Annotated in this window: 23 protein-coding genes and 2 rRNA genes (1 of these 25 cut by a window edge); 24 read left to right on the plus strand and 1 reads right to left on the minus strand. The window is 36.6% G+C overall.

The window, feature by feature from the left end; translation table 11 throughout:
• The 11 genes from NLJ82_RS00165 to rsmI all read left to right on the plus strand — a co-directional run.
• A 23S ribosomal RNA gene (locus NLJ82_RS00165) occupies positions 1-1,027 on the plus strand (it extends 1,896 nt beyond the left edge of the window).
• Positions 1,028-1,076: 49 nt separating this feature from the next.
• Positions 1,077-1,192 (plus strand): 5S ribosomal RNA (gene rrf, locus NLJ82_RS00170).
• Between the two features lie 190 nt (positions 1,193-1,382).
• Positions 1,383-1,562, plus strand: a complete 180-nt coding sequence (locus NLJ82_RS00175) for a sigma factor G inhibitor Gin (protein ID WP_000842028.1) — start codon at positions 1,383-1,385, stop codon at positions 1,560-1,562.
• A gap of 72 nt (positions 1,563-1,634) precedes the next feature.
• The gene (locus tag NLJ82_RS00180) at positions 1,635-3,056 is read left to right on the plus strand and encodes an aminotransferase class I/II-fold pyridoxal phosphate-dependent enzyme (RefSeq protein WP_001075266.1); all 1,422 of its coding nucleotides are present in this window, start codon (positions 1,635-1,637) and stop codon (positions 3,054-3,056) included.
• A gap of 1 nt (position 3,057) precedes the next feature.
• Positions 3,058-3,684 (plus strand): dTMP kinase, encoded by a 627-nt coding sequence (gene tmk, locus NLJ82_RS00185; RefSeq protein ID WP_000677232.1) that lies wholly within the window; start codon positions 3,058-3,060, stop codon positions 3,682-3,684.
• Between the two features lie 35 nt (positions 3,685-3,719).
• Positions 3,720-4,703 carry a DNA polymerase III subunit delta' gene (gene holB / locus NLJ82_RS00190; RefSeq protein ID WP_000978582.1) on the plus strand — a complete coding sequence of 328 codons (984 nt, stop codon included), beginning with the start codon at positions 3,720-3,722 and terminating at the stop codon, positions 4,701-4,703.
• Positions 4,704-4,708: 5 nt separating this feature from the next.
• Positions 4,709-5,536, plus strand: a complete 828-nt coding sequence (locus NLJ82_RS00195) for a PSP1 domain-containing protein (protein ID WP_000272429.1) — start codon at positions 4,709-4,711, stop codon at positions 5,534-5,536.
• Between the two features lie 14 nt (positions 5,537-5,550).
• Positions 5,551-5,901: a DNA replication initiation control protein YabA gene (gene yabA / locus NLJ82_RS00200; RefSeq protein WP_000412056.1), complete on the plus strand. Its 351-nt coding sequence runs from the start codon at positions 5,551-5,553 to the stop codon at positions 5,899-5,901.
• Between the two features lie 120 nt (positions 5,902-6,021).
• A complete protein-coding gene (locus tag NLJ82_RS00205; protein WP_001055351.1) occupies positions 6,022-6,762 on the plus strand; it encodes a tRNA1(Val) (adenine(37)-N6)-methyltransferase in 741 nt (246 codons plus the stop codon).
• Positions 6,749-7,039, plus strand: a complete 291-nt coding sequence (locus tag NLJ82_RS00210) for a GIY-YIG nuclease family protein (RefSeq protein ID WP_000414340.1) — start codon at positions 6,749-6,751, stop codon at positions 7,037-7,039. Before NLJ82_RS00205 ends, NLJ82_RS00210 begins: the two co-directional genes overlap by 14 nt.
• The gene (gene rsmI, locus NLJ82_RS00215; RefSeq protein ID WP_000267830.1) at positions 7,008-7,883 is read left to right on the plus strand and encodes a 16S rRNA (cytidine(1402)-2'-O)-methyltransferase; all 876 of its coding nucleotides are present in this window, start codon (positions 7,008-7,010) and stop codon (positions 7,881-7,883) included. Before NLJ82_RS00210 ends, rsmI begins: the two co-directional genes overlap by 32 nt.
• A gap of 20 nt (positions 7,884-7,903) precedes the next feature.
• Here rsmI and abrB read toward each other — a convergent pair whose 3' ends face one another.
• Entirely contained in the window at positions 7,904-8,188 is a 285-nt protein-coding gene (abrB, locus tag NLJ82_RS00220; protein ID WP_000843036.1) for a transition state genes transcriptional regulator AbrB, read from the minus strand.
• Positions 8,189-8,706: 518 nt separating this feature from the next.
• Between abrB and metG the strand changes: the two genes are divergently transcribed.
• From metG to NLJ82_RS00285, 13 genes are all read left to right on the plus strand, one after another.
• A complete protein-coding gene (metG, locus tag NLJ82_RS00225) occupies positions 8,707-10,689 on the plus strand; it encodes a methionine--tRNA ligase (protein WP_000159679.1) in 1,983 nt (660 codons plus the stop codon).
• 166 nt (positions 10,690-10,855) lie between these two features.
• Entirely contained in the window at positions 10,856-11,623 is a 768-nt protein-coding gene (locus tag NLJ82_RS00230) for a TatD family hydrolase (RefSeq protein ID WP_000895835.1), read from the plus strand.
• 217 nt (positions 11,624-11,840) lie between these two features.
• Complete coding sequence (gene rnmV / locus NLJ82_RS00235) at positions 11,841-12,398, plus strand: ribonuclease M5 (RefSeq protein WP_000692830.1); 558 nt, start codon at positions 11,841-11,843, stop codon at positions 12,396-12,398.
• Complete coding sequence (rsmA, locus tag NLJ82_RS00240; RefSeq protein WP_000651552.1) at positions 12,395-13,273, plus strand: 16S rRNA (adenine(1518)-N(6)/adenine(1519)-N(6))-dimethyltransferase RsmA; 879 nt, start codon at positions 12,395-12,397, stop codon at positions 13,271-13,273. The genes rnmV and rsmA overlap by 4 nt, the downstream gene beginning before the upstream one ends.
• Before the next feature lie 110 nt (positions 13,274-13,383).
• Positions 13,384-14,247 carry a sporulation peptidase YabG gene (gene yabG / locus NLJ82_RS00245; RefSeq protein WP_001173738.1) on the plus strand — a complete coding sequence of 288 codons (864 nt, stop codon included), beginning with the start codon at positions 13,384-13,386 and terminating at the stop codon, positions 14,245-14,247.
• 238 nt (positions 14,248-14,485) lie between these two features.
• A complete protein-coding gene (gene veg / locus NLJ82_RS00250) occupies positions 14,486-14,746 on the plus strand; it encodes a biofilm formation stimulator Veg (protein ID WP_000044341.1) in 261 nt (86 codons plus the stop codon).
• Between the two features lie 91 nt (positions 14,747-14,837).
• The gene (gene sspF, locus NLJ82_RS00255) at positions 14,838-15,017 is read left to right on the plus strand and encodes an acid-soluble spore protein SspF (RefSeq protein ID WP_001985066.1); all 180 of its coding nucleotides are present in this window, start codon (positions 14,838-14,840) and stop codon (positions 15,015-15,017) included.
• A gap of 196 nt (positions 15,018-15,213) precedes the next feature.
• Positions 15,214-16,083, plus strand: coding sequence for a 4-(cytidine 5'-diphospho)-2-C-methyl-D-erythritol kinase (gene ispE, locus NLJ82_RS00260; RefSeq protein ID WP_000772094.1), 870 nt, complete (start codon positions 15,214-15,216; stop codon positions 16,081-16,083).
• A gap of 54 nt (positions 16,084-16,137) precedes the next feature.
• Complete coding sequence (gene purR / locus NLJ82_RS00265; protein ID WP_000702473.1) at positions 16,138-16,986, plus strand: pur operon repressor; 849 nt, start codon at positions 16,138-16,140, stop codon at positions 16,984-16,986.
• Between the two features lie 122 nt (positions 16,987-17,108).
• A complete protein-coding gene (locus NLJ82_RS00270; RefSeq protein WP_000869808.1) occupies positions 17,109-17,483 on the plus strand; it encodes a RidA family protein in 375 nt (124 codons plus the stop codon).
• A 152-nt stretch (positions 17,484-17,635) separates the two neighbouring features.
• Positions 17,636-17,929 (plus strand): septation regulator SpoVG, encoded by a 294-nt coding sequence (spoVG, locus tag NLJ82_RS00275; RefSeq protein WP_000454041.1) that lies wholly within the window; start codon positions 17,636-17,638, stop codon positions 17,927-17,929.
• Between the two features lie 322 nt (positions 17,930-18,251).
• Entirely contained in the window at positions 18,252-19,631 is a 1,380-nt protein-coding gene (gene glmU, locus NLJ82_RS00280) for a bifunctional UDP-N-acetylglucosamine diphosphorylase/glucosamine-1-phosphate N-acetyltransferase GlmU (RefSeq protein ID WP_000071036.1), read from the plus strand.
• Between the two features lie 18 nt (positions 19,632-19,649).
• Positions 19,650-20,603 (plus strand): ribose-phosphate diphosphokinase, encoded by a 954-nt coding sequence (locus NLJ82_RS00285; protein ID WP_000107420.1) that lies wholly within the window; start codon positions 19,650-19,652, stop codon positions 20,601-20,603.
• The last annotated feature ends 66 nt before the right edge of the window (positions 20,604-20,669 follow it).

The raw sequence follows: 20,669 nt of genomic DNA on the forward strand, positions 1-20,669 counted from the left end.
GCGAAGCTCTGAACTGAAGCCCCAGTAAACGGCGGCCGTAACTATAACGGTCCTAAGGTAGCGAAATTCCTTGTCGGGTAAGTTCCGACCCGCACGAAAGGTGTAACGATTTGGGCACTGTCTCAACCAGAGACTCGGTGAAATTATAGTACCTGTGAAGATGCAGGTTACCCGCGACAGGACGGAAAGACCCCGTGGAGCTTTACTGTAGCCTGATATTGAATTTTGGTACAGTTTGTACAGGATAGGCGGGAGCCTTTGAAACCGGAGCGCTAGCTTCGGTGGAGGCGCTGGTGGGATACCGCCCTGACTGTATTGAAATTCTAACCTACGGGTCTTATCGACCCGGGAGACAGTGTCAGGTGGGCAGTTTGACTGGGGCGGTCGCCTCCTAAAGTGTAACGGAGGCGCCCAAAGGTTCCCTCAGAATGGTTGGAAATCATTCGTAGAGTGCAAAGGCATAAGGGAGCTTGACTGCGAGACCTACAAGTCGAGCAGGGACGAAAGTCGGGCTTAGTGATCCGGTGGTTCCGCATGGAAGGGCCATCGCTCAACGGATAAAAGCTACCCCGGGGATAACAGGCTTATCTCCCCCAAGAGTCCACATCGACGGGGAGGTTTGGCACCTCGATGTCGGCTCATCGCATCCTGGGGCTGTAGTCGGTCCCAAGGGTTGGGCTGTTCGCCCATTAAAGCGGTACGCGAGCTGGGTTCAGAACGTCGTGAGACAGTTCGGTCCCTATCCGTCGTGGGCGTAGGAAATTTGAGAGGAGCTGTCCTTAGTACGAGAGGACCGGGATGGACGCACCGCTGGTGTACCAGTTGTTCTGCCAAGGGCATAGCTGGGTAGCTATGTGCGGAAGGGATAAGTGCTGAAAGCATCTAAGCATGAAGCCCCCCTCAAGATGAGATTTCCCATAGCGTAAGCTAGTAAGATCCCTGAAAGATGATCAGGTTGATAGGTTCGAGGTGGAAGCATGGTGACATGTGGAGCTGACGAATACTAATAGATCGAGGACTTAACCATATAATATGTAGCAAATGTTATCTAGTTTTGAAGGAATATGCCTTCATAGTTTGGTGATGATGGCAGAGAGGTCACACCCGTTCCCATACCGAACACGGAAGTTAAGCTCTCTAGCGCCGATGGTAGTTGGGACCTTGTCCCTGTGAGAGTAGGACGTCGCCAAGCAACTAAAAACACAAGTCTTTTGACTTGTGTTTTTTTGTGTTTTCAAACAGTATGCAAAAAGAAGTAATGGTAATACAAACACGTTGCCCAAGGATGAATCATATTATATAAGAGATTGATGTATATTTTTCTGTAAATTGTTAAGGAATAGAAGTATAAAATATGTCCATTTAAATAGGGAGGGAAAGATATGAAATCACAAAACGAAGTTTGTATTGTTTGTGAGACAGAAAGAAAAGAAGGGATATATGTTTATAATAATTTAATATGTTATGAATGTGAAAAGGACATGGTGAATACGGAAACAAATGATCCGAAGTATATATATTATTTAAAACAGCTTCGGAAATTAGAAGTATCATATTTTTAAATAGGCATATGCCTATTATTTTTTTTGTTCTGTATAATAGATAAAGAATGAAATAATAAGGAAGAGATATAGATGAATCAAAATCGCATACCTTTATATGAAGCATTAATAGAGTTTAAAGAAAGAAGGCCGTTATCCTTTCATGTCCCAGGTCATAAAAATGGTTTAAACTTCCCTCAGGAGGCGGTAGGAGAGTTTAAAGATATACTATCTATCGATGTAACTGAGTTGTCAGGATTAGATGATTTACATAGTCCGTTTGAATGTATAGATGAGGCACAACAATTATTAGCTGATGTATATGGAGTGAACAAAAGTTATTTTTTAATTAATGGCTCAACAGTCGGGAATCTAGCAATGATTTTGTCTTGTTGTGGGGAACATGATATTGTTCTTGTACAAAGAAATTGTCATAAATCCATTATTAATGGTTTAAAGTTAGCGGGAGCAAATCCTATTTTTTTAGATCCATGGATTGATGAGGCTTATAACGTACCAGTGGGAATTCATGATGAGATTATTAAGGAAGCAATTGAAAAATATCCGAATGCGAAAGCACTCATTTTAACGCATCCTAATTATTATGGTATGGGTATGGATTTAGAGGCAAGCATCGCTTATGCACATGCACATAAAATTCCTGTGTTAGTAGATGAAGCACATGGAGCTCATTTTTGTTTAGGCGGGGCATTTCCAAAGTCAGCGTTAGCATATGGTGCAGACATTGTAGTTCATTCTGCGCATAAAACATTACCCGCAATGACGATGGGATCCTATTTACATATAAATAGTCGCTTAGTGAAAGAAGAAAAAGTTTCTACTTATTTAAGTATGCTACAATCTAGTAGTCCATCGTATCCAATTATGACTTCTCTTGATATTGCACGCTTTACGATAGCGCGTATAAAAGAAAAGGGACATGATGAAATTGTCGAGTTTTTACGGGAATTTAAAGAAGAATTGAGTGCTATTCCACAAATAGCTATTTTACAATATCCATTACAAGACGAGCTAAAAGTTACCGTACAGACGCGTTGTCAATTATCAGGATACGAATTACAGTCTTTATTTGAAAAGGTTGGTATATATACAGAAATGGCAGATCCATATAATGTCTTATTTATTTTGCCTTTGCAAATAAATAAGACATATATGAAGGCTATAGAGATGATCCGAGTGGCATTGCAATATTATGAGGTGAAAGACAAGACGGAATCTATTCGTTATACTTATAAAGGGGAAATTTCTCCTTTACCGTATACATATAAACAATTGGAAGAATACGAAACAAAAGTAGTATCTGTAGAAGAAGCAGTTGGGATGGTAGCAGCAGAAATGGTAATTCCGTATCCACCTGGTATTCCATTGATTATGTATGGGGAAAGAATTACTTCAGAACATAAAGAGCAAATTATGCATTTAGAGAAAGCTGGCGCTCGTTTTCAAGGCAGCACGAAATATATGAAAGTGTATGATATAGAAAGTAGGTTTTAGAATGAAGGGATTATTTGTAACAATTGAAGGTCCAGAAGGTTCGGGTAAAACAACGCTAATTCAAGGTTTATTGCCATACTTTGAACAAAAGGAACAAAAGGTAATGGCGACGAGAGAACCAGGTGGTATTGCAATTTCTGAGGAGATTAGAACGATTTTGCATAAACAAGAATATACGATGATGGAAGCACGTACAGAGGCGTTGTTATATGCTGCTGCACGTAGACAGCATTTAGTAGAAAAAGTTATGCCGGCACTTAATAAGGATTACCTTGTATTATGTGATCGTTTTATAGATAGCTCTTTAGCATATCAAGGATATGCAAGAGGATTAGGTATGGATAAAGTATTTGAAATAAATCGTTTCGCAACAGAGGACTGTATGCCTAGTTTAACAATTTACTTAGATATTGAGCCAGAGGTTGGCTTAGCTCGAATTGCAAAAGATGCAGGACGTGAAGTGAATCGGTTAGATATGGAAGATATCTCTTTCCATAAACGTGTGCGTGAAGGGTATTTACAAGTTGTAGAACGTTTCTCGGATCGTATTGTATTGGTAAATGCTGATCAACCAATGGAAAAACTTATAGAAGAAGTTATTCAGGTTATAGAAGATAAATTGTTATAATAGAAGGAAAGAATGAAATAAGTGAGGTATGCATTATGATGAAGACGTGGGAGCAGCTTTCTGCTATACAACCCATCGGTGTAAAAATGTTGATGAATAGCATCGCAAAAGAGCGTATATCCCACGCTTACTTGTTAGAGGGAGGGAAAGGGACGGGAAAGTTTGCGACAGCAATTCAAATGGCAAAGAGTTTCCTCTGTTCTCAGCGGAATGGGGTAGAACCTTGTCATGTATGTACAAATTGTAAGCGAATTGATTCAGGTAACCACCCAAACTTACATATTGTAAAACCAGACGGATTATCTATTAAGAAGCAGCAAATTCATGATTTACAAGAAGAGTTTTCCAAAACAGGATTAGAAGCAAATAAAAAAGTATATGTTATTGAGCACGCAGACCGTATGACGGCAAACGCAGCGAATACACTGTTGAAATTTTTAGAAGAACCAAGTAGTGATACAACAGCTATTCTACTTACTGAACAAAGTCATCAAATTTTAAATACGATTTTATCTCGCTGTCAAGTTGTTACATTTAGACCGTTACCTACGGAATCTTTAATTAGAAGATTACAGGATGAAGGTATTACGGCATCTTTATCAACACTTGCTGCACAACTTACGAATAGTTTTGATGAAGCTTTAGCTTTATGTAGTGATGAATGGTTTGCACAAGCACGAGCTTTAGTGATAAAATTATGTGAAGCGCTCGAAAAAGATAAAGCCTCTATTTTTTTTGTACAAGAAAAATGGGGAAAACACTTTAGAGAGAAAGAGCAATTACAGCAAGGTTTAGATATGTTACTCCTTATTTATAAGGATTTATTATATGTTCAACTTGGAGAAGAAGATCGTCTTGTTTTTCATGAGCAGAAAGAGATGTTTGAATCTTTCTCCTACGCTCAGAAGCGCATTGTATCAGCTCTCTTTAATATATTAGAGGCAAAAAATAGAATCAACGCTAATGTAAATGCGCAGCTTGTGTTCGAACAGTTAGTGTTGCGGTTGCAGGAGGGATGACCGTTTTGTATGATGTAGTAGGTGTTCGCTTTAAGAAGGCCGGAAAGGTGTATTACTTTGATCCGAATCAGTTCGATATCTCTGAAAATGAGTTTGTAATTGTAGAAACGGTAAGAGGTATTGAATACGGAAAAGTAGTTATTACCAAAAAGCAAGTTGATGAAAACGACGTTGTATTACCACTAAAAAAGGTTATTCGCATTGCAAATGAAAACGATCGTACCATTGTTGAAGAGAACAAACATGCTGCAAAAGAAGCATATCAAGTTTGTCAGCAAAAGGTAGTAGAACATAATCTTGATATGAAACTTGTAGATGTAGAGTATACGTTCGATCGCAATAAAATTATTTTCTACTTTACTGCGGATGGTCGGATTGATTTTCGCGAACTAGTGAAGGACTTAGCAGCAATTTTTAGGACAAGAATTGAACTAAGACAAATCGGTGTTCGTGATGAAGCGAAAATGCTTGGTGGTATTGGTCCATGTGGTCGTATGCTTTGTTGTTCTACTTTTTTAGGGGATTTTGAACCTGTATCCATTAAGATGGCAAAGGATCAAAATTTATCATTAAATCCTGCAAAAATCTCTGGTTTATGTGGTCGCTTAATGTGTTGCTTAAAATATGAGAACGATGAATATGAGGCAGCAAAGGAACAACTTCCTGATTTAGATCAACGTATACAAACCCCGCATGGTACTGGCCGTGTTATCGGATTAAATATTTTAGAAAGATTAATTCAAGTGGAACTAGTAGACAAGGAACGGATAGTAGAATATACGTTAGATGAGTTAGTGAATAAAGGGGTCGTTTCGAGTCAAACCACAGATTAATGAGGTGGGTGCTTGTGGAGAAAAAAGATATTTTTGCATCGGTTTCTAGTATGGAAGAGCAAATTGGACATTTATACAAACAGTTGGGAGAATTAAAACAACATCTTGCAGAGTTACTGGAAGAAAACCAACATATAAAAATGGAAAATGAAAATTTGCGACACCGCTTTGAAGAAGTACAGATTAAAGAAAAACAAAAAACTCAAAAACGTAAAGAAGTGAAGCCGAAGACAGATATTGGTGAAGGCTACGATAATTTAGCAAGACTATATCAAGAAGGTTTTCATATTTGTAATCTGCATTATGGAAGTGTACGTAAAGAGGGAGATTGTTTATTCTGCCTGTCATTTTTAAATAAAAAGTGAAATTACCTTTCCAATAATAATTGGAAAGGTAATTTTTTATACATGAGAGTAGAATCGAATATGTTTTTTATTAGTAGAAGATGAAATAGGGTAGGTTAAGTGTAAGAAAAGGAGCAACATATGAATTTATATGAAGATGAACGTTTAGATTACTTATTAGCACAAGATTTGAAGATTATACAAAGCCCATCAGTATTTAATTTCTCGTTAGATGCTGTTTTACTTGCAGACTTTGCTTGGGTGCCAATTCAAAAAGGTAATTTACTTGATTTGTGTACAGGTAATGCAGTTGTGCCCCTTCTATTAAGTACAAGGACGAAAGGGAATATTACTGGTGTAGAAATTCAAGAACGCTTATATGATATGGGAATAAGAAGTGTCCAATACAATAAGTTGGAAGAAAGAATTCACTTAATACACGGGGATTTGAAAGATATGCCGGAGAAACTTGGGCGTCATCAATATGATGTTGTCACATGTAATCCGCCTTATTTCCAAACACCTGCAACTTCTGAAAAAAATATGAATGAACATTTAGCGATAGCTCGTCATGAAATTATGTGTACACTAGAGGATGTTGTATCTGCAAGTAGTCAGCTAGTAAAGCAAGGCGGGAAAGTAGCATTTGTACATCGTCCAGGTCGTTTATTAGATATTGTTACATTAATGCGTAAATACAAAATTGAACCGAAGCGTGTACGATTTGTTTATCCTAAGGCAGGGAAAGAAGCGAATACATTGTTAATTGAAGGAATTAAGGACGGAAACGCAGATTTGAAAATATTGCCACCTCTTTTTGTATATGAAGAAAATAATGAATATACAAAGGAGATTCGCTCGATTTTATATGGAGAAGAATAAGCATTGTTTTTATGTAGTGGAGTGCTCTGATGGAAGTTACTATGCTGGATATACAAATCATATAGAGAAGCGGATTGAGACCCATAATAGCGGAAAAGGGGCTAAGTATACGCGTGCTAGACTTCCTGTTGCTTTAAAATACGTAGAATTTCATGAAGATAAGCGTACAGCTATGCAAGCAGAGTATTATTTTAAGCAATTAAATAGAAAACAAAAAGAAGAATATATGCAAAAAGGAGAACGCTATGTGGCAACAAAAAAGCTTTCAACAAAGTGAAAAGGGAGTTTTATATTTAGTACCAACTCCTATTGGAAATTTAGAAGATATGACATTTCGTGCAATCCGAATTTTAAAAGAAGCGGATTTAATTGCTGCTGAAGATACGAGACAAACGAAAAAACTTTGTAATTATTTTGAAATTGAAACGCCTGTTATGAGTTACCACGAGCATAATAAAGAAGTAAGTGGAAAGAAAATATTAGAGAAGTTAGATGAAGGAAAGACTGTAGCACTTGTTAGTGACGCTGGTATGCCGTGTATTTCCGATCCAGGCTATGATATTGTTGTCGAGGCAGTAGCTGAGCAATATCATGTAATCCCGCTTCCTGGGGCAAATGCAGCCCTTACAGCATTAATTGCATCAGGACTTGAAACAAAACAGTTTTATTTCTATGGGTTTTTACAAAGAAATAAAAAAGAAAGGAAAATGGAGTTAGAGAAGCTTCGTTACATACAAACTACAATGATGTTTTATGAAGCGCCTCACCGCTTGGATGATACTTTAATCTCGATGCAAGAAGTATTGGGAAATAGAGAAATTGTATTATGTCGAGAGTTAACGAAAAAATTCGAGGAATTTATTCGTGGAACAGTTGAAGAAGCAATTGAGTGGACGAAACAAAATGAAGTTCGTGGTGAGTTTTGTATTTTAGTAGCTGGTTCAACGGAAGAACCTGCTCCAGAGGAACAATGGTGGGAATCTATTTCGGTATATGACCATATTGAACATTATATAAACGAAAAAGGTATGAATTCAAAAGAGGCGATAAAAACAGTTGCTAAAGATCGAGATTTGTCGAAACGCGATGTATATCAAATCTATCATGTCGATAAAAAATAAGCTTCTCATAATTGAGAAGCTTATTTTGCTGTTTCGATATAATCTTGAAGCTCGTTTAAGATTTGCTCAGCGCCTTCTTTGCTTAAGATAATTTTACCTTCAGCTAAAGATAGGTTACCATCAGATACTTCACCAGTTACTTGGCAAGTCATGTTTGGCTTATATTTTTTTAGGATGATTTTCTCGTCATCAACATAGATTTCAAGAGCATCCTTTTCTGCAATACCTAAAGTACGGCGTAATTCGATTGGAATTACTACACGACCTAATTCATCAACTTTACGAACGATACCAGTAGATTTCATAATTCTTTTCCTCCTAAAGAAATAGTTTATAAGTTTCGAGTCTATTTTTAGATTCGTCATTTTTCGACAAAATACCCTATGGACATATGATACCAATCATTTACATTTCCGTCAATTCTTTAATTCTATATTTTTTAAAAAGATTTATAGATTTCTTACTTCTTATATATAATAGAATGGGAGTAATTTCTACTATTATTTCATTTTATTTTCAGAAAAGTTTTTAAATTGTGAGTAGAGATTGTATATTTTCTTGAAATATGAGTAATAGATGATAAATATACTAATCATTAACTCGTTTTTATCACGTATTAACAAGCAATAAGATTCTAAATTTAAAGTTCATCCGGAGCAAAGAAGTTAAGTGGGGGTCGGGCTGCTCTTAAAGGCCCAATTGGTGCGGGCTAATAATCCGCGGGAGGGAACAAAACCCCGAAAGATTAAAGTTTCACTTTATATATAAGTTTTTGATATACTATTTATAAATACATATGAGGTTATCCGGGAGGTCCAAAACAATGACAAAGGAAAACAAATCCTTTTATATTACTACCCCAATTTATTATCCAAGTGGAAAATTACACATTGGACATGCTTATACAACAGTAGCAGGAGATGCGATGGCACGATATAAGCGTATGCAAGGATATAATGTTCATTATTTAACAGGAACTGATGAGCATGGACAGAAGATCCAAAAGAAAGCAGAAGAATTAAATGTTACACCACAAGCATATGTGGATAACATCGTTGCAGGAATTAAAGAGCTTTGGGAGAAAATGGATATCTCTTATGATGATTTTATTCGTACAACGGAAGATCGTCATAAAGATGTTGTTGAAAAAATCTTCAAGCAACTAGTAGATCAAGGCGATATTTACCTTGATGAATATGAAGGTTGGTATTCTGTACAAGATGAGACATTCTATACAGAGCACCAATTAGTAGATCCAATTATGGAAGGTGACAAAGTAGTTGGAGGAAAAAGTCCAGATAGTGGTCATGATGTAGAGCTTGTTCGTGAAGAATCTTATTTCTTTAGAATGGGTAAATACGTAGACAGACTATTAAAATTCTATGAAGAGAATCCACATTTCATTCAGCCAGAGTCTCGTAAGAATGAAATGATTAATAACTTTATTAAACCAGGATTGGAAGATTTAGCAGTTTCCCGTACTTCATTTGACTGGGGAGTTCGTGTTCCAGGTAATCCGAAACACGTTATTTACGTATGGGTTGACGCATTATCTAACTACATTACAGCATTAGGTTATGGAACAGAAAATGAAGAGATGTATAAGAAGTTCTGGCCAGCAGATGTGCATTTAGTTGGAAAAGAAATCGTTCGTTTCCATACGATTTATTGGCCAATCATTTTAATGGCATTAGATTTACCTCTTCCGAAAAAAGTCTTTGCTCACGGTTGGATTTTAATGAAGGATGGAAAGATGAGTAAGTCAAAAGGAAATGTAGTAGATCCAGTTACATTAATTGATCGTTACGGATTAGATGCATTACGTTATTACTTACTTCGTGAAGTTCCATTTGGATCTGATGGCGTATTCACACCAGAAGGATTTGTGGAGCGTATTAATTTCGATTTAGCAAATGACTTAGGTAACTTATTAAATCGTACAGTAGCTATGATTGATAAGTACTTTAACGGAGAAATCCCTGCATTTAAAGAAAATGTAACGGAATTTGATGAAACGTTAGTAACATTTGCGAAAGATACATTGAAAAAAGTGGAAGAAGCAATGGAGAATATGGAATTCTCTGTAGCTCTAAGCTCAATTTGGCAATTGGTTAGCCGTACGAATAAATATATTGACGAAACACAACCGTGGGTATTAGCGAAAGATGAGAATGATCGCGAAAAGTTAGCCTCTGTAATGGCTCACTTAGCAGAAGTACTTCGTCAAACGGGTATTATGCTTATGCCATTCTTAACAGTAGCACCAAGCAAAATGTTTGCTCAGCTTGGCCTTACTGATGAAGCACATATATCTTGGGGAAGCCTATCTACAATCGGCTGTATTCCAGCTGGAACAAAAGTAGAAAAAGGACAACCAATTTTCCCTCGTTTAGAAATGGACGTGGAAGTGGCGTACATTAAAGAACAAATGAAAGCCTCTGCTCCTAAAGTAGAAGAGAAAAAAGAAGAAGAACCGAAGGCAGAAGAAATTACAATTGATGATTTCTTTAAAGTAGAATTGCGTGTAGCTGAAGTTCTATCTGCGGAACCTGTGAAAAAAGCAGACAAGTTGTTAAAAATTCAACTAGACTTAGGTACAGAAAAGCGTCAAGTTGTTTCTGGAATTGCAAAATTCTATTCGCCAGAAGACCTAAAAGGTAAAAAGGTTATTTGTGTAACAAATTTAAAACCTGTAAAATTACGCGGTGAATTATCGCAAGGTATGATTTTAGCGGGTGAAGAGAATGGCGTATTGTCATTAGCATCGATTGACCAAAATCTACCAAATGGTACAAAAATTAAGTAATTAAGACAAGAAAAGAGATGTTTCACGTGTAACATGTGTGAAGCGTCTTTTTTCTTTTTACACTCTCAATTTTTGCATTAAGATTGTAGTATTGTTATCGTTAAGTTATAAAAGAGCTTATTTACGTAGAATAAATTTGATTTCAATATAAAAGGAGTTATGTATTATGTTGTTTGATACACATTCACATTTGAATGCAGAGCAATTTGAAGAAGACTTACAAGAAGTTATTGCCCGAATGAAAGAAGCGGGGGTTACTTATACAGTTGTTGTTGGTTTTGATGAAGTAACGATAAAAAAGGCGATTGAATTAGCTGAAGCCTATGATTTTATTTATGCCGCGGTTGGATGGCACCCAGTTGATGCAGTCGACATGACAGAAGAGCATTTAGCTTGGTTAGAAGAACTTGCTTCTCATCCTAAAGTCGTTGCCCTTGGAGAAATGGGCTTAGATTATCACTGGGATAAGTCTCCAAAAGAAATACAGAAAGAAGTATTCCGTAAACAAATTGCATTAGCGAAAAAAGTAAAATTGCCGATTATTATACATAACCGCGATGCAACCCAAGATATTGTTGATATTCTAGAAGAAGAGAATGCGGCTGAAGTAGGAGGCATTATGCATTGCTTTAGCGGCAGCGTAGAGGTAGCAGAGCGATGTGTTGATATGAACTTTTTAATTTCGTTAGGTGGACCAGTTACATTTAAAAATGCTAAGAAGCCGAAAGAAGTTGCTACTGAGATTCCATTAGAAAAATTGTTAATAGAGACGGATTGTCCGTATTTAACACCACATCCATTTCGAGGAAAACGAAATGAACCAAGTTATGTAAAACTCGTAGCAGAAGAAATTGCAAACTTAAAAGGAATTTCTTATGAAGAGGTAGCGGAAGTAACAACTAAGAATGCAAAAGCTTTATTTGGTGTCGAATAAAAAGAATGGGGAGAGCCCATTCTTTTTATTTTTTGAGAAACGTAATAGTAGAAGTGGTAGAGAAACCGAGGGTGAATGAGTAAGTGTTACAATAAGGAGAGAGAACAAAGTTTTGGACATTCTATTTTTTAAAATGTAACAATGGGGAAAATAATAATGGAAAAGTCGTCATTTTTTTGTTTTACTAAGTAGAGACGAAACGAGTGTGGAGGCAAGCATGAAAATTAAAGAGATTATCGTTGTAGAAGGTAAAGATGATACAGTTGCGATTAAGCGTGCTGTTGATGCGGATACAATTGAAACGAACGGTTCAGCAATCGGTGATCATGTTATTGAACAAGTAAAATTAGCGCTGCAAAAACGAGGCGTTATTATTTTCACAGATCCGGATTATCCTGGAGAGCGTATTCGAAAAATTATTTCTGATAAGGTGCCTGGATGTAAACATGCTTTTTTACCGAAGGAAGAAGCACTTGCTAAGAGGAAAAAAGGTGTCGGAATTGAACATGCTTCTAATGAATCAATTCGCCGTGCTTTAGAGAATATACATGAAGAAATGGAAGCTTACACAAGTGAAATTAGTTGGAGCGATTTAGTCGATGCAGGTTTAGTGGGCGGAGAAATGGCAAAGAGTCGCAGAGAAAGAATGGGTAAGCTATTAAAGATTGGTTATACAAACGCAAAACAGTTACATAAACGTTTACAAATGTTTCAAGTTTCAAAAGAATCATTTGCAGAAGCTTATAAGCAAGTCATACAGGAGGAAAGAAAATGAAGGATATCGCAACGCCAAATCGTACGAAAGATATTGTTGAAAAGTATGGATTTTCATTCAAAAAAAGTTTAGGACAAAATTTTTTAATTGATACGAATGTATTAAATCGTATCGTTGATCACGCTGAAATTGGTTCAGAAAGTGGTGCAATTGAAATTGGACCAGGTATCGGTGCATTAACAGAACAATTAGCGAAGCGTGCTAAAAAAGTAGTGGCTTTTGAAATTGATCAAAGGTTATTACCGATTTTAGATGAGACGTTAGCTCCATATGGCAACGTTACTGTTATCAATAAAGATGTACTAAAGGCAGATGTACATGAGGTGTTTAGTGAGCAATTTGAAGAAGGGCAAGATGTAATGGTAGTAGCTAACTTACCATACTATATTACGACGCCAATTTTATTTAAATTGCTGGAAGAGAAATTACCGGTTCGTGGATTCGTTGTTATGATGCAAAAAGAAGTTGGGGATCGTTTAGCGGCTAAACCTGGAACGAAAGAGTATGGTTCTTTATCCATTGCTATTCAGTATTATACAGAGGTAGAAACAGTTATGACTGTACCGCGTACAGTGTTTGTGCCACAACCGAATGTTGATTCTGCAATTATTCGCCTCCTAAAGCGTCCTAAACCAGTGGTAGAGGTAACAGATGAGACATTCTTCTTTGAAGTAGTACGAGCAAGTTTTGCACAGCGTCGTAAAACTTTAATGAATAATTTATCAAATAATTTAAATGGTTTCCCGAAAGATAAAGAGCTGTTGGATCGGATTTTAACAGAAGTAGGAATTGATCCAAAACGAAGAGGCGAAACGCTATCTATCGAAGAGTTTGCGACATTAAGTAATGCATTAGTTCTTCATAAGTTATCATAAGGGTACAAAAGGGACAGTTCAATTTGAACTGTCCCTTTTGTCACCTTTCTCCTCCTAAATTCATACTTTAAAAACAGGTAAGATGGCCTAACGAGTTTGGAGGTAGGAGAATGGCTTTACATGTTGGAGAATTAGTGGAACGATATTCTCATAATAGGGATATCCTTTTTCGTATTATAGAAATAAAAGGTGAGATAGCTATATTGTTTGGAGAGGAAATTAGATTAGTGGCAGATGCGCCACTTGAAGATTTAATTAGTATAGATCAACGAGAACATAAAAAGAGAGCAAAGCGTGAGAAAGAAACAATGGAGCGGACGTATCGTTTGTTTCAACAAGATTACGTATTAATGAAACAAAGGCATGAACACACTTCAACTGGTGGATATACAAGTGAAGTGAATTATTTTCAAATGCCAGGGCGTGTCTTGCATATAGATGGAGACCCGTTATATTTGCGCAAGTGCCTAGATTTATATAATAAAATTGGTGTTCCTGTACAAGGTATTCATTGTAAAGAAACGGAGATGCATGAAAAGGTAGTAGATTTAATAGATCATTTTCGTCCGGACATTTTAGTTATTACAGGGCACGATGCGTATACAAAATCAAAAGGCGTAAAGGGAGATTTAGCAGCATATAGGCATTCAAGGCATTTTGTACAGGCTGTTCGAGAAGTGCGAAAAAAATATCCATCGTTGGATCAACTCGTTATTTTTGCTGGGGCATGTCAATCACACTTTGAAGCATTAATTCGAGCAGGCGCTAATTTTGCTAGTTCCCCATCTAGAATTAATATTCACGCACTAGACCCTGTATATGTGGTTGGTAAAATTAGTTTTACGTCATTTATGGAAAGGGTTAATGTATGGGATGTTGTACGTAATACGATTACTGGTGAAAAGGGGCTTGGCGGGATTGAGACGAGGGGGATTTTACGAACTGGATTACCTTTTCAACATTATGAAGAATAAGCAAGGTACATATGTATCTTGCTTTTTTATTTGGAGAGGATTTAAATCAGTTTGGATAAAAAGAGACAAGAACGCACAGACTACATAATGATACTTTTACAATATAGTATTTCTTCTATCTATTCGAACGCATGATGCTTTTATAATGATATTGTCTGTGAGTTGCGGTTAATAATTGGGATAGATATATCGTGTTTTAAGTGTTCAATCTAAATTACAGCGAGGTGTAACGAAGTATATGTCAAAACGTTTAGATGAAATTAAAAACGAATTAGATCACCATCTTGGACAGAGACTGATGTTAAAGGCGAACAGTGGGAGAAGAAAAACTGTAGAACAATCGGGTGTACTTGCAGAAACGTACCGTTCTGTTTTTGTTGTACAACTGGATCAACAAGAAGATGCGTTACAACGTGTATCGTATAGTTATGCGGATGTTTTAACAGAGACAGTAGAGTTAACATTTTATGGTGAACCTCATAATGAAGTGATTTTATAATTCATGTATCGTTACATATATTCCCACAAATGAAAAGCTATATTATTTTGCATACTAATGATACCGTAGCAAAATAAGGAGGGACTCTGCATTGAGTAGACGAAGAGGTGTCATGTCGAATCAATTTAAAGAAGAGCTTGCAAAAGAGCTAGGCTTTTATGATGTTGTTCAGAAAGAAGGATGGGGCGGAATTCGTGCGAAAGATGCTGGTAACATGGTGAAACGTGCTATAGAAATTGCAGAACAGCAATTAATGAAACAAAACCAGTAGTTGTAAGATACTTTCTATGCTACGGTAGCCGAGGAGTGATTCCTCGGCTTTTTGTACTATAAAAGGTGCCATCATTTTACATAAGTAGTTTCATTCTGAATGCTTTTCGTTATAATTAGGGAAGTGTCATCGTCTTACTATAAATTTATGGTAAAATAAACGATAAAAGATTGAGTACATAGAGTGGGTGAATAGATTGAAGCTACTAGTGAAAGCACCAGCAAAGATTAATCTGTCGTTAGATGTACTGGGAAAAAGACAAGACGGATATCATGAAGTGAAAATGATTATGACAACAATTGATTTAGCGGATCGTTTAGAACTAATGGAATTAGCAGAAGACCGTATTGAAATTTTATCCCATAATCGGTATGTCCCAGACGACCAAAGAAATCTGGCTTATCAAGCAGCGAAATTATTAAAAGAGAAGTTTAATGTGAAAAAAGGTGTATCTATTACTATTGAAAAAACGATTCCAGTAGCAGCTGGATTAGCGGGTGGAAGTAGTGATGCAGCAGCGACATTACGTGGTCTTAATAAATTATGGAATTTAGGGCTTACAATTGATCAGTTAGCAGAGCTTGGCGCAGAAATTGGGTCAGACGTATCGTTTTGCGTATATGGTGGGACAGCAATTGCCACTGGAAGAGGGGAGCAGATTGAGCACATAAAAACTCCACCTTCTTGTTGGGTTATTTTAGCAAAACCCCATATTGGTGTATCTACTGCTGATGTGTATGGAAATTTAAAGTTAAATCGAGTTACACATCCAAATGTAGATAAAATGGTGGATGTTATAAATGCTGGAGACTACAAAGGGATTTGTGATACTGTCGGTAACGTTTTAGAAGATGTAACGTTTGCGATGCATCCTGAAGTTGCACGTATTAAGGCACAGATGAAGCGATTTGGAGCAGATGCCGTATTAATGAGTGGTAGTGGTCCAACTGTATTCGGTCTGGTGCACCATGATTCGCGAATGCATCGTATATATAACGGATTAAAAGGATTTTGTGAACAAGTATACGCAGTACGTTTATTAGGAGAGCGAGAAACGCTTGAATAAAGACGTATAATACGTTATGATTTGTTTAGAATATTCGTGATTTGAGGTGAGAGTATGAAAATTAGACGAAGTACAAGATTGGTCGATATGACTTATTACTTGTTACAAAACCCTCGTCAGCTAGTTTCTCTCACTTTTTTTGCTGAAAGGTATCAATCAGCTAAGTCTTCTATTAGTGAAGATTTAGTTATTATTAAGCAAACGTTTGAACAACAAGGGGTCGGCACATTGCAAACGATACCAGGAGCAGCAGGAGGAGTGAAATATATACCATATATAAGTGAAGAAGAGGCAGATCTAATTATTGGTGAGCTGTGTAGCTTATTTGAAAATCCAGATCGTATTTTGCCTGGTGGTTACTTATATATGACAGATCTTTTAAGTAATCCTCGTCATATTAATGGCGCAGGTCGTTTGTTTGCTTCTGTTTTTGCTAGGCAACCAATTGATGCAGTTATGACGGTGGCAACGAAGGGGATTCCACTTGCATATGCAGTGGCGAACTACTTAGATGTACCGGTAGTGATTGCAAGAAAAGATAATAAGGTAACAGAAGGCCCCACTGTTAGTATTAACTATGTATCAGGTTCTTCTAAGCGAATTCAAACAATGACGTTAGCGAAGCGTAGCCTTCCAGAAGGATCCAATGTTTTAATTATTGATGACTTCATGAAAGCTGGCGGAACCATTCAAGGTATGATGAGTATGTTAGAAGAGTTTAAAGCTAATGTTGTTGGTATTGGTGTATTAGTAGAGTCTACGGATATTGAAGAAAGACTAATTAATAATTTTGTATCATTAATTCGTCTATCGGAAGTTGATGTGAAAGAAAAAGCGATTCAAGTGGAAAAGGGAAATTATTCACTGGCACCATTTGATGAAGGGCTTGTAGAGGCTGAGTAAAAAGGTAAAGCAAATAGCTTTATCTTTTTTTATTCTATTTATAAGTTATAAAATAGATGGACAAACTGCTTTTCGTGCACTATTTTTAAAGAGTAAAAATAAATAATAAAAGGGTGAAAAGTATGAAAGTTGTTCAAACAAACAATGCACCACAAGCGATTGGACCATATTCACAAGGGATTATTGTAAATAATATGTTTTACAGTTCAGGACAAATTCCGTTGACTGCAAGTGGAGAGCTTGTAGCAGGAGACGTAACAGTACAAACAGAGCAAGTATTTCAAAATTTACAAGCAGTATTAGAAGAAGCAGGTGCTTCATTTGATACGGTAGTAAAAACAACAGTATTCTTAAAAGACATGGATGATTTTAATGCTGTTAATGAAGTATATGGATCTTATTTCTCTGCTCATAAGCCAGCTCGTTCTTGCGTACAAGTAGCAAAATTACCGAAAGATGTTTCAGTTGAAATTGAAGTAATTGCCCTAGTTAAGTAATTCTTTGTAAGCGATAACCTCTACTAATCTCTATATTCAATTACACTAAAAATTTTTATCTTAAAAATTTTTAAAAAATTAAAGGGAAAATAGAAATTTTGTGGAATTTATACAAATATATCGCTTATTTAGAAAAGGGTGGTGAACACAAGATGGAAGTGACTGACGTAAGATTACGCCGCGTAAACACAGAAGGCCGCATGAGAGCAATTGCCTCTATTACTCTAGACCATGAATTTGTTGTTCATGATATTCGTGTAATTGATGGTAATAATGGATTATTTGTAGCAATGCCAAGTAAACGTACTCCAGATGGAGAATTCCGTGACATTGCACATCCAATTAATTCTGGTACACGCTCTAAAATTCAAGATGCGGTTTTAACAGAGTATCATCGTTTAGGCGAGTTAGAAGAGGTTGAGTTTGAAGAAGCGGGCGCTTCGTAAAATTCGAATGAAAAGGGCTTTTTAAAGGAAGCCCTATAATTTTGCAACAAACTCCTGTAAGCATTTACAGGGGTTTGTTTTTTTGTGTTTATACATATATCTCGTTTAGAAAATTCCGAATTAAATAAAATAAAGAGGGGAACTTCTAATTTTTTCAAAATCATTTTAAATAGTATAGCTTATTTCTTAAAAAAGATACTAAAGAGTAAAACATCTTATAAGAATTATGGTAAAATTTAATAGTTAAAATGTGTTTCTTGAAATATATGATGATTTAGGATAATATCGTTAATGGATAAATAGGTTGCGATGGAGGGTCTATATGTCAAACAGATTTGCAGTGATTCTAGCGGCAGGTAAAGGCACACGTATGAAGTCTAAGCTATACAAGGTGCTTCATCCTGTATGTGGAAAACCTATGGTACAACATGTTGTCGATCAAGTATCTCAATTAGGATTGCAGAAACTTGTAACAGTCGTAGGACATGGTGCTGAAATGGTACAAGAACAGCTAGGAAACGTAAGTGAGTTTGCATTACAAGCAGAACAACTTGGTACAGCGCATGCTGTAGATCAAGCTGCAAGTGTACTTGCAAACGAAGAAGGAACAACTTTAGTTATTTGTGGTGATACACCGCTAATAACTGCTGAAACGATGGAAGCATTACTTCAGCAACATAAAGAAGCAGGGGCAATGGCAACGGTATTAACAGCTTACATAGAAGAACCTGCTGGATATGGTCGTATCGTTCGTAATGAGAATGGTCATGTTGAAAAGATTGTTGAGCATAAGGATGCAAATGAGAAAGAATTAGCTATTAAAGAAATCAATACAGGTACGTATTGTTTTGATAATAAAGCTTTATTCGCTTCACTTTCTAAAGTTTCAAATGATAACGTACAAGGTGAATATTACCTGCCAGATGTTATTGAAATTTTAAAAAATGAAGGTCATATTGTATCAGCTTATCAAACAGAGCACTTCGATGAAACGTTAGGTGTTAACGACAGAGTCGCTCTATCGCAAGCGGAAATTATTATGAAAAACCGTATCAACCGAAAGAACATGGTAAATGGTGTTACTATTATTGATCCAAGTAACACGTATATTTCTGCTGATGCAATTATCGGTAGTGATACAGTTCTTCATCCAGGAACAATTATTGAGGGGAACACTGTAATTGGTTCTGATTGTGAGATTGGACCGCATACAGTAATTCGCGATAGTGAAATTGGAGATCGTACGACAATTCGTCAATCTACTGTACATGATAGTAAGCTTGGTACAGAAGTATCGGTTGGCCCATTTGCACATATTCGCCCAGATTCAGTTATTGGAGATGAAGTACGCGTTGGAAACTTCGTGGAAATCAAAAAAACTGTTTTTGGTAATAGAAGTAAAGCTTCACACTTAAGTTATATCGGGGATGCACAAGTTGGAGAAGACGTGAATCTTGGTTGTGGTTCAATTACGGTGAACTATGACGGTAAGAATAAATTCAAAACTGTGATTGGTAACGGGGTATTTATTGGATGTAATTCAAACCTTGTTGCTCCTGTAACAGTTGAAGACGGTGCTTATGTGGCAGCAGGCTCTACAATTACAGAGAATGTTCCATCAAAAGCATTGTCTGTAGCACGTGCACGTCAAGTTAACAAAGAAGACTATGTTGATCAATTGCTGAATAAGAAAAAATCATAATGTGGAGGGTTAATCTAGATGTCGACTCAATATCTAAATTCTAATTTGAAAGTATTCTCTTTAAACTCTAATAAGGAACTTGCTGAGCAAATTGCAAAGCATATTGGAGTAGGACTAGGAAAATGTTCTGTTGATCGTTTTAGTGATGGAGAAGTTCAAATTAACATTGAAGAAAGTATCCGTGGTTGCGATGTATTCATTATTCAATCTACAAGCTTCCCAGTAAACGAACATATCATGGAATTACTTATTATGATCGATGCATTAAAGCGTGCATCTGCAAAAACAATTAATATTGTTATTCCTTACTATGGTTATGCGCGTCAAGACCGTAAAGCGCGTTCTCGTGAACCAATTACATCGAAACTTGTAGCAAACTTGCTTGAAACAGCAGGTGCAACTCGTGTAATCACTCTAGATTTACATGCTCCACAAATTCAAGGGTTCTTTGATATCCCAATCGACCACCTAATGGGTGTACCGATTCTTTCAGATTACTTTGAAACAAAAGGTCTTAAAGATATCGTAATCGTGTCACCTGACCACGGTGGAGTAACTCGTGCTAGAAAAATGGCAGATCGCCTAAAAGCACCAATCGCTATTATTGATAAGCGTCGTCCTCGTCCGAACGTATCTGAGGTAATGAACATTATCGGTAATATTGAAGGTAAAACAGCAATTTTAATTGATGACATCATTGATACAGCTGGTACAATTACATTAGCAGCAAACGCTCTTGTTGAGAACGGTGCTTCTGAAGTATATGCTTGCTGTACACACCCAGTATTATCTGGTCCAGCAATTGAGCGTATCCAAAACTCAAATATTAAAGAGTTAGTTGTAACGAACTCTATCGTATTACCAGAAGAGAAGAAAATCGACAAAGTACATGAACTTTCAGTTGCTCCACTAATCGGAGAAGCAATCATTCGTGTATACGAAGAAGAATCTGTAAGTGTATTATTCAATTAATTGGATAGAATGAGACGTAACCAAGATTGGTTACGTCTTTTCGTATCGAAAAAAGAAAGTAGTGGT

Origin of the sequence: Bacillus paranthracis (assembly GCF_024296885.1) — a bacterium.
Classification (GTDB): Bacteria; Bacillota; Bacilli; order Bacillales; family Bacillaceae_G; genus Bacillus_A; species Bacillus_A paranthracis.

Bases quoted from the DNA above. Each gene is read 5' to 3' on its own strand.
- veg (WP_000044341.1), top strand. From the start codon at position 14,486: ATGTCAAAACGTTTAGATGAAATTAAAAACGAATTAGATCACCATCTT.
- NLJ82_RS00230 (WP_000895835.1), top strand. From the start codon at position 10,856: ATGTTGTTTGATACACATTCACATTTGAATGCAGAGCAATTTGAAGAA.
- rnmV (WP_000692830.1), top strand. From the start codon at position 11,841: ATGAAAATTAAAGAGATTATCGTTGTAGAAGGTAAAGATGATACAGTT.
- holB (WP_000978582.1), top strand. From the start codon at position 3,720: ATGATGAAGACGTGGGAGCAGCTTTCTGCTATACAACCCATCGGTGTA.
- yabG (WP_001173738.1), top strand. From the start codon at position 13,384: ATGGCTTTACATGTTGGAGAATTAGTGGAACGATATTCTCATAATAGG.
- metG (WP_000159679.1), top strand. From the start codon at position 8,707: ATGACAAAGGAAAACAAATCCTTTTATATTACTACCCCAATTTATTAT.
- NLJ82_RS00210 (WP_000414340.1), top strand. From the start codon at position 6,749: ATGGAGAAGAATAAGCATTGTTTTTATGTAGTGGAGTGCTCTGATGGA.
- rsmI (WP_000267830.1), top strand. From the start codon at position 7,008: ATGTGGCAACAAAAAAGCTTTCAACAAAGTGAAAAGGGAGTTTTATAT.
- tmk (WP_000677232.1), top strand. From the start codon at position 3,058: ATGAAGGGATTATTTGTAACAATTGAAGGTCCAGAAGGTTCGGGTAAA.
- NLJ82_RS00270 (WP_000869808.1), top strand. From the start codon at position 17,109: ATGAAAGTTGTTCAAACAAACAATGCACCACAAGCGATTGGACCATAT.
- rsmA (WP_000651552.1), top strand. From the start codon at position 12,395: ATGAAGGATATCGCAACGCCAAATCGTACGAAAGATATTGTTGAAAAG.
- NLJ82_RS00175 (WP_000842028.1), top strand. From the start codon at position 1,383: ATGAAATCACAAAACGAAGTTTGTATTGTTTGTGAGACAGAAAGAAAA.
- glmU (WP_000071036.1), top strand. From the start codon at position 18,252: ATGTCAAACAGATTTGCAGTGATTCTAGCGGCAGGTAAAGGCACACGT.
- NLJ82_RS00285 (WP_000107420.1), top strand. From the start codon at position 19,650: ATGTCGACTCAATATCTAAATTCTAATTTGAAAGTATTCTCTTTAAAC.
- spoVG (WP_000454041.1), top strand. From the start codon at position 17,636: ATGGAAGTGACTGACGTAAGATTACGCCGCGTAAACACAGAAGGCCGC.
- NLJ82_RS00180 (WP_001075266.1), top strand. From the start codon at position 1,635: ATGAATCAAAATCGCATACCTTTATATGAAGCATTAATAGAGTTTAAA.
- NLJ82_RS00205 (WP_001055351.1), top strand. From the start codon at position 6,022: ATGAATTTATATGAAGATGAACGTTTAGATTACTTATTAGCACAAGAT.
- purR (WP_000702473.1), top strand. From the start codon at position 16,138: ATGAAAATTAGACGAAGTACAAGATTGGTCGATATGACTTATTACTTG.
- abrB (WP_000843036.1), bottom strand. From the start codon at position 8,188: ATGAAATCTACTGGTATCGTTCGTAAAGTTGATGAATTAGGTCGTGTA.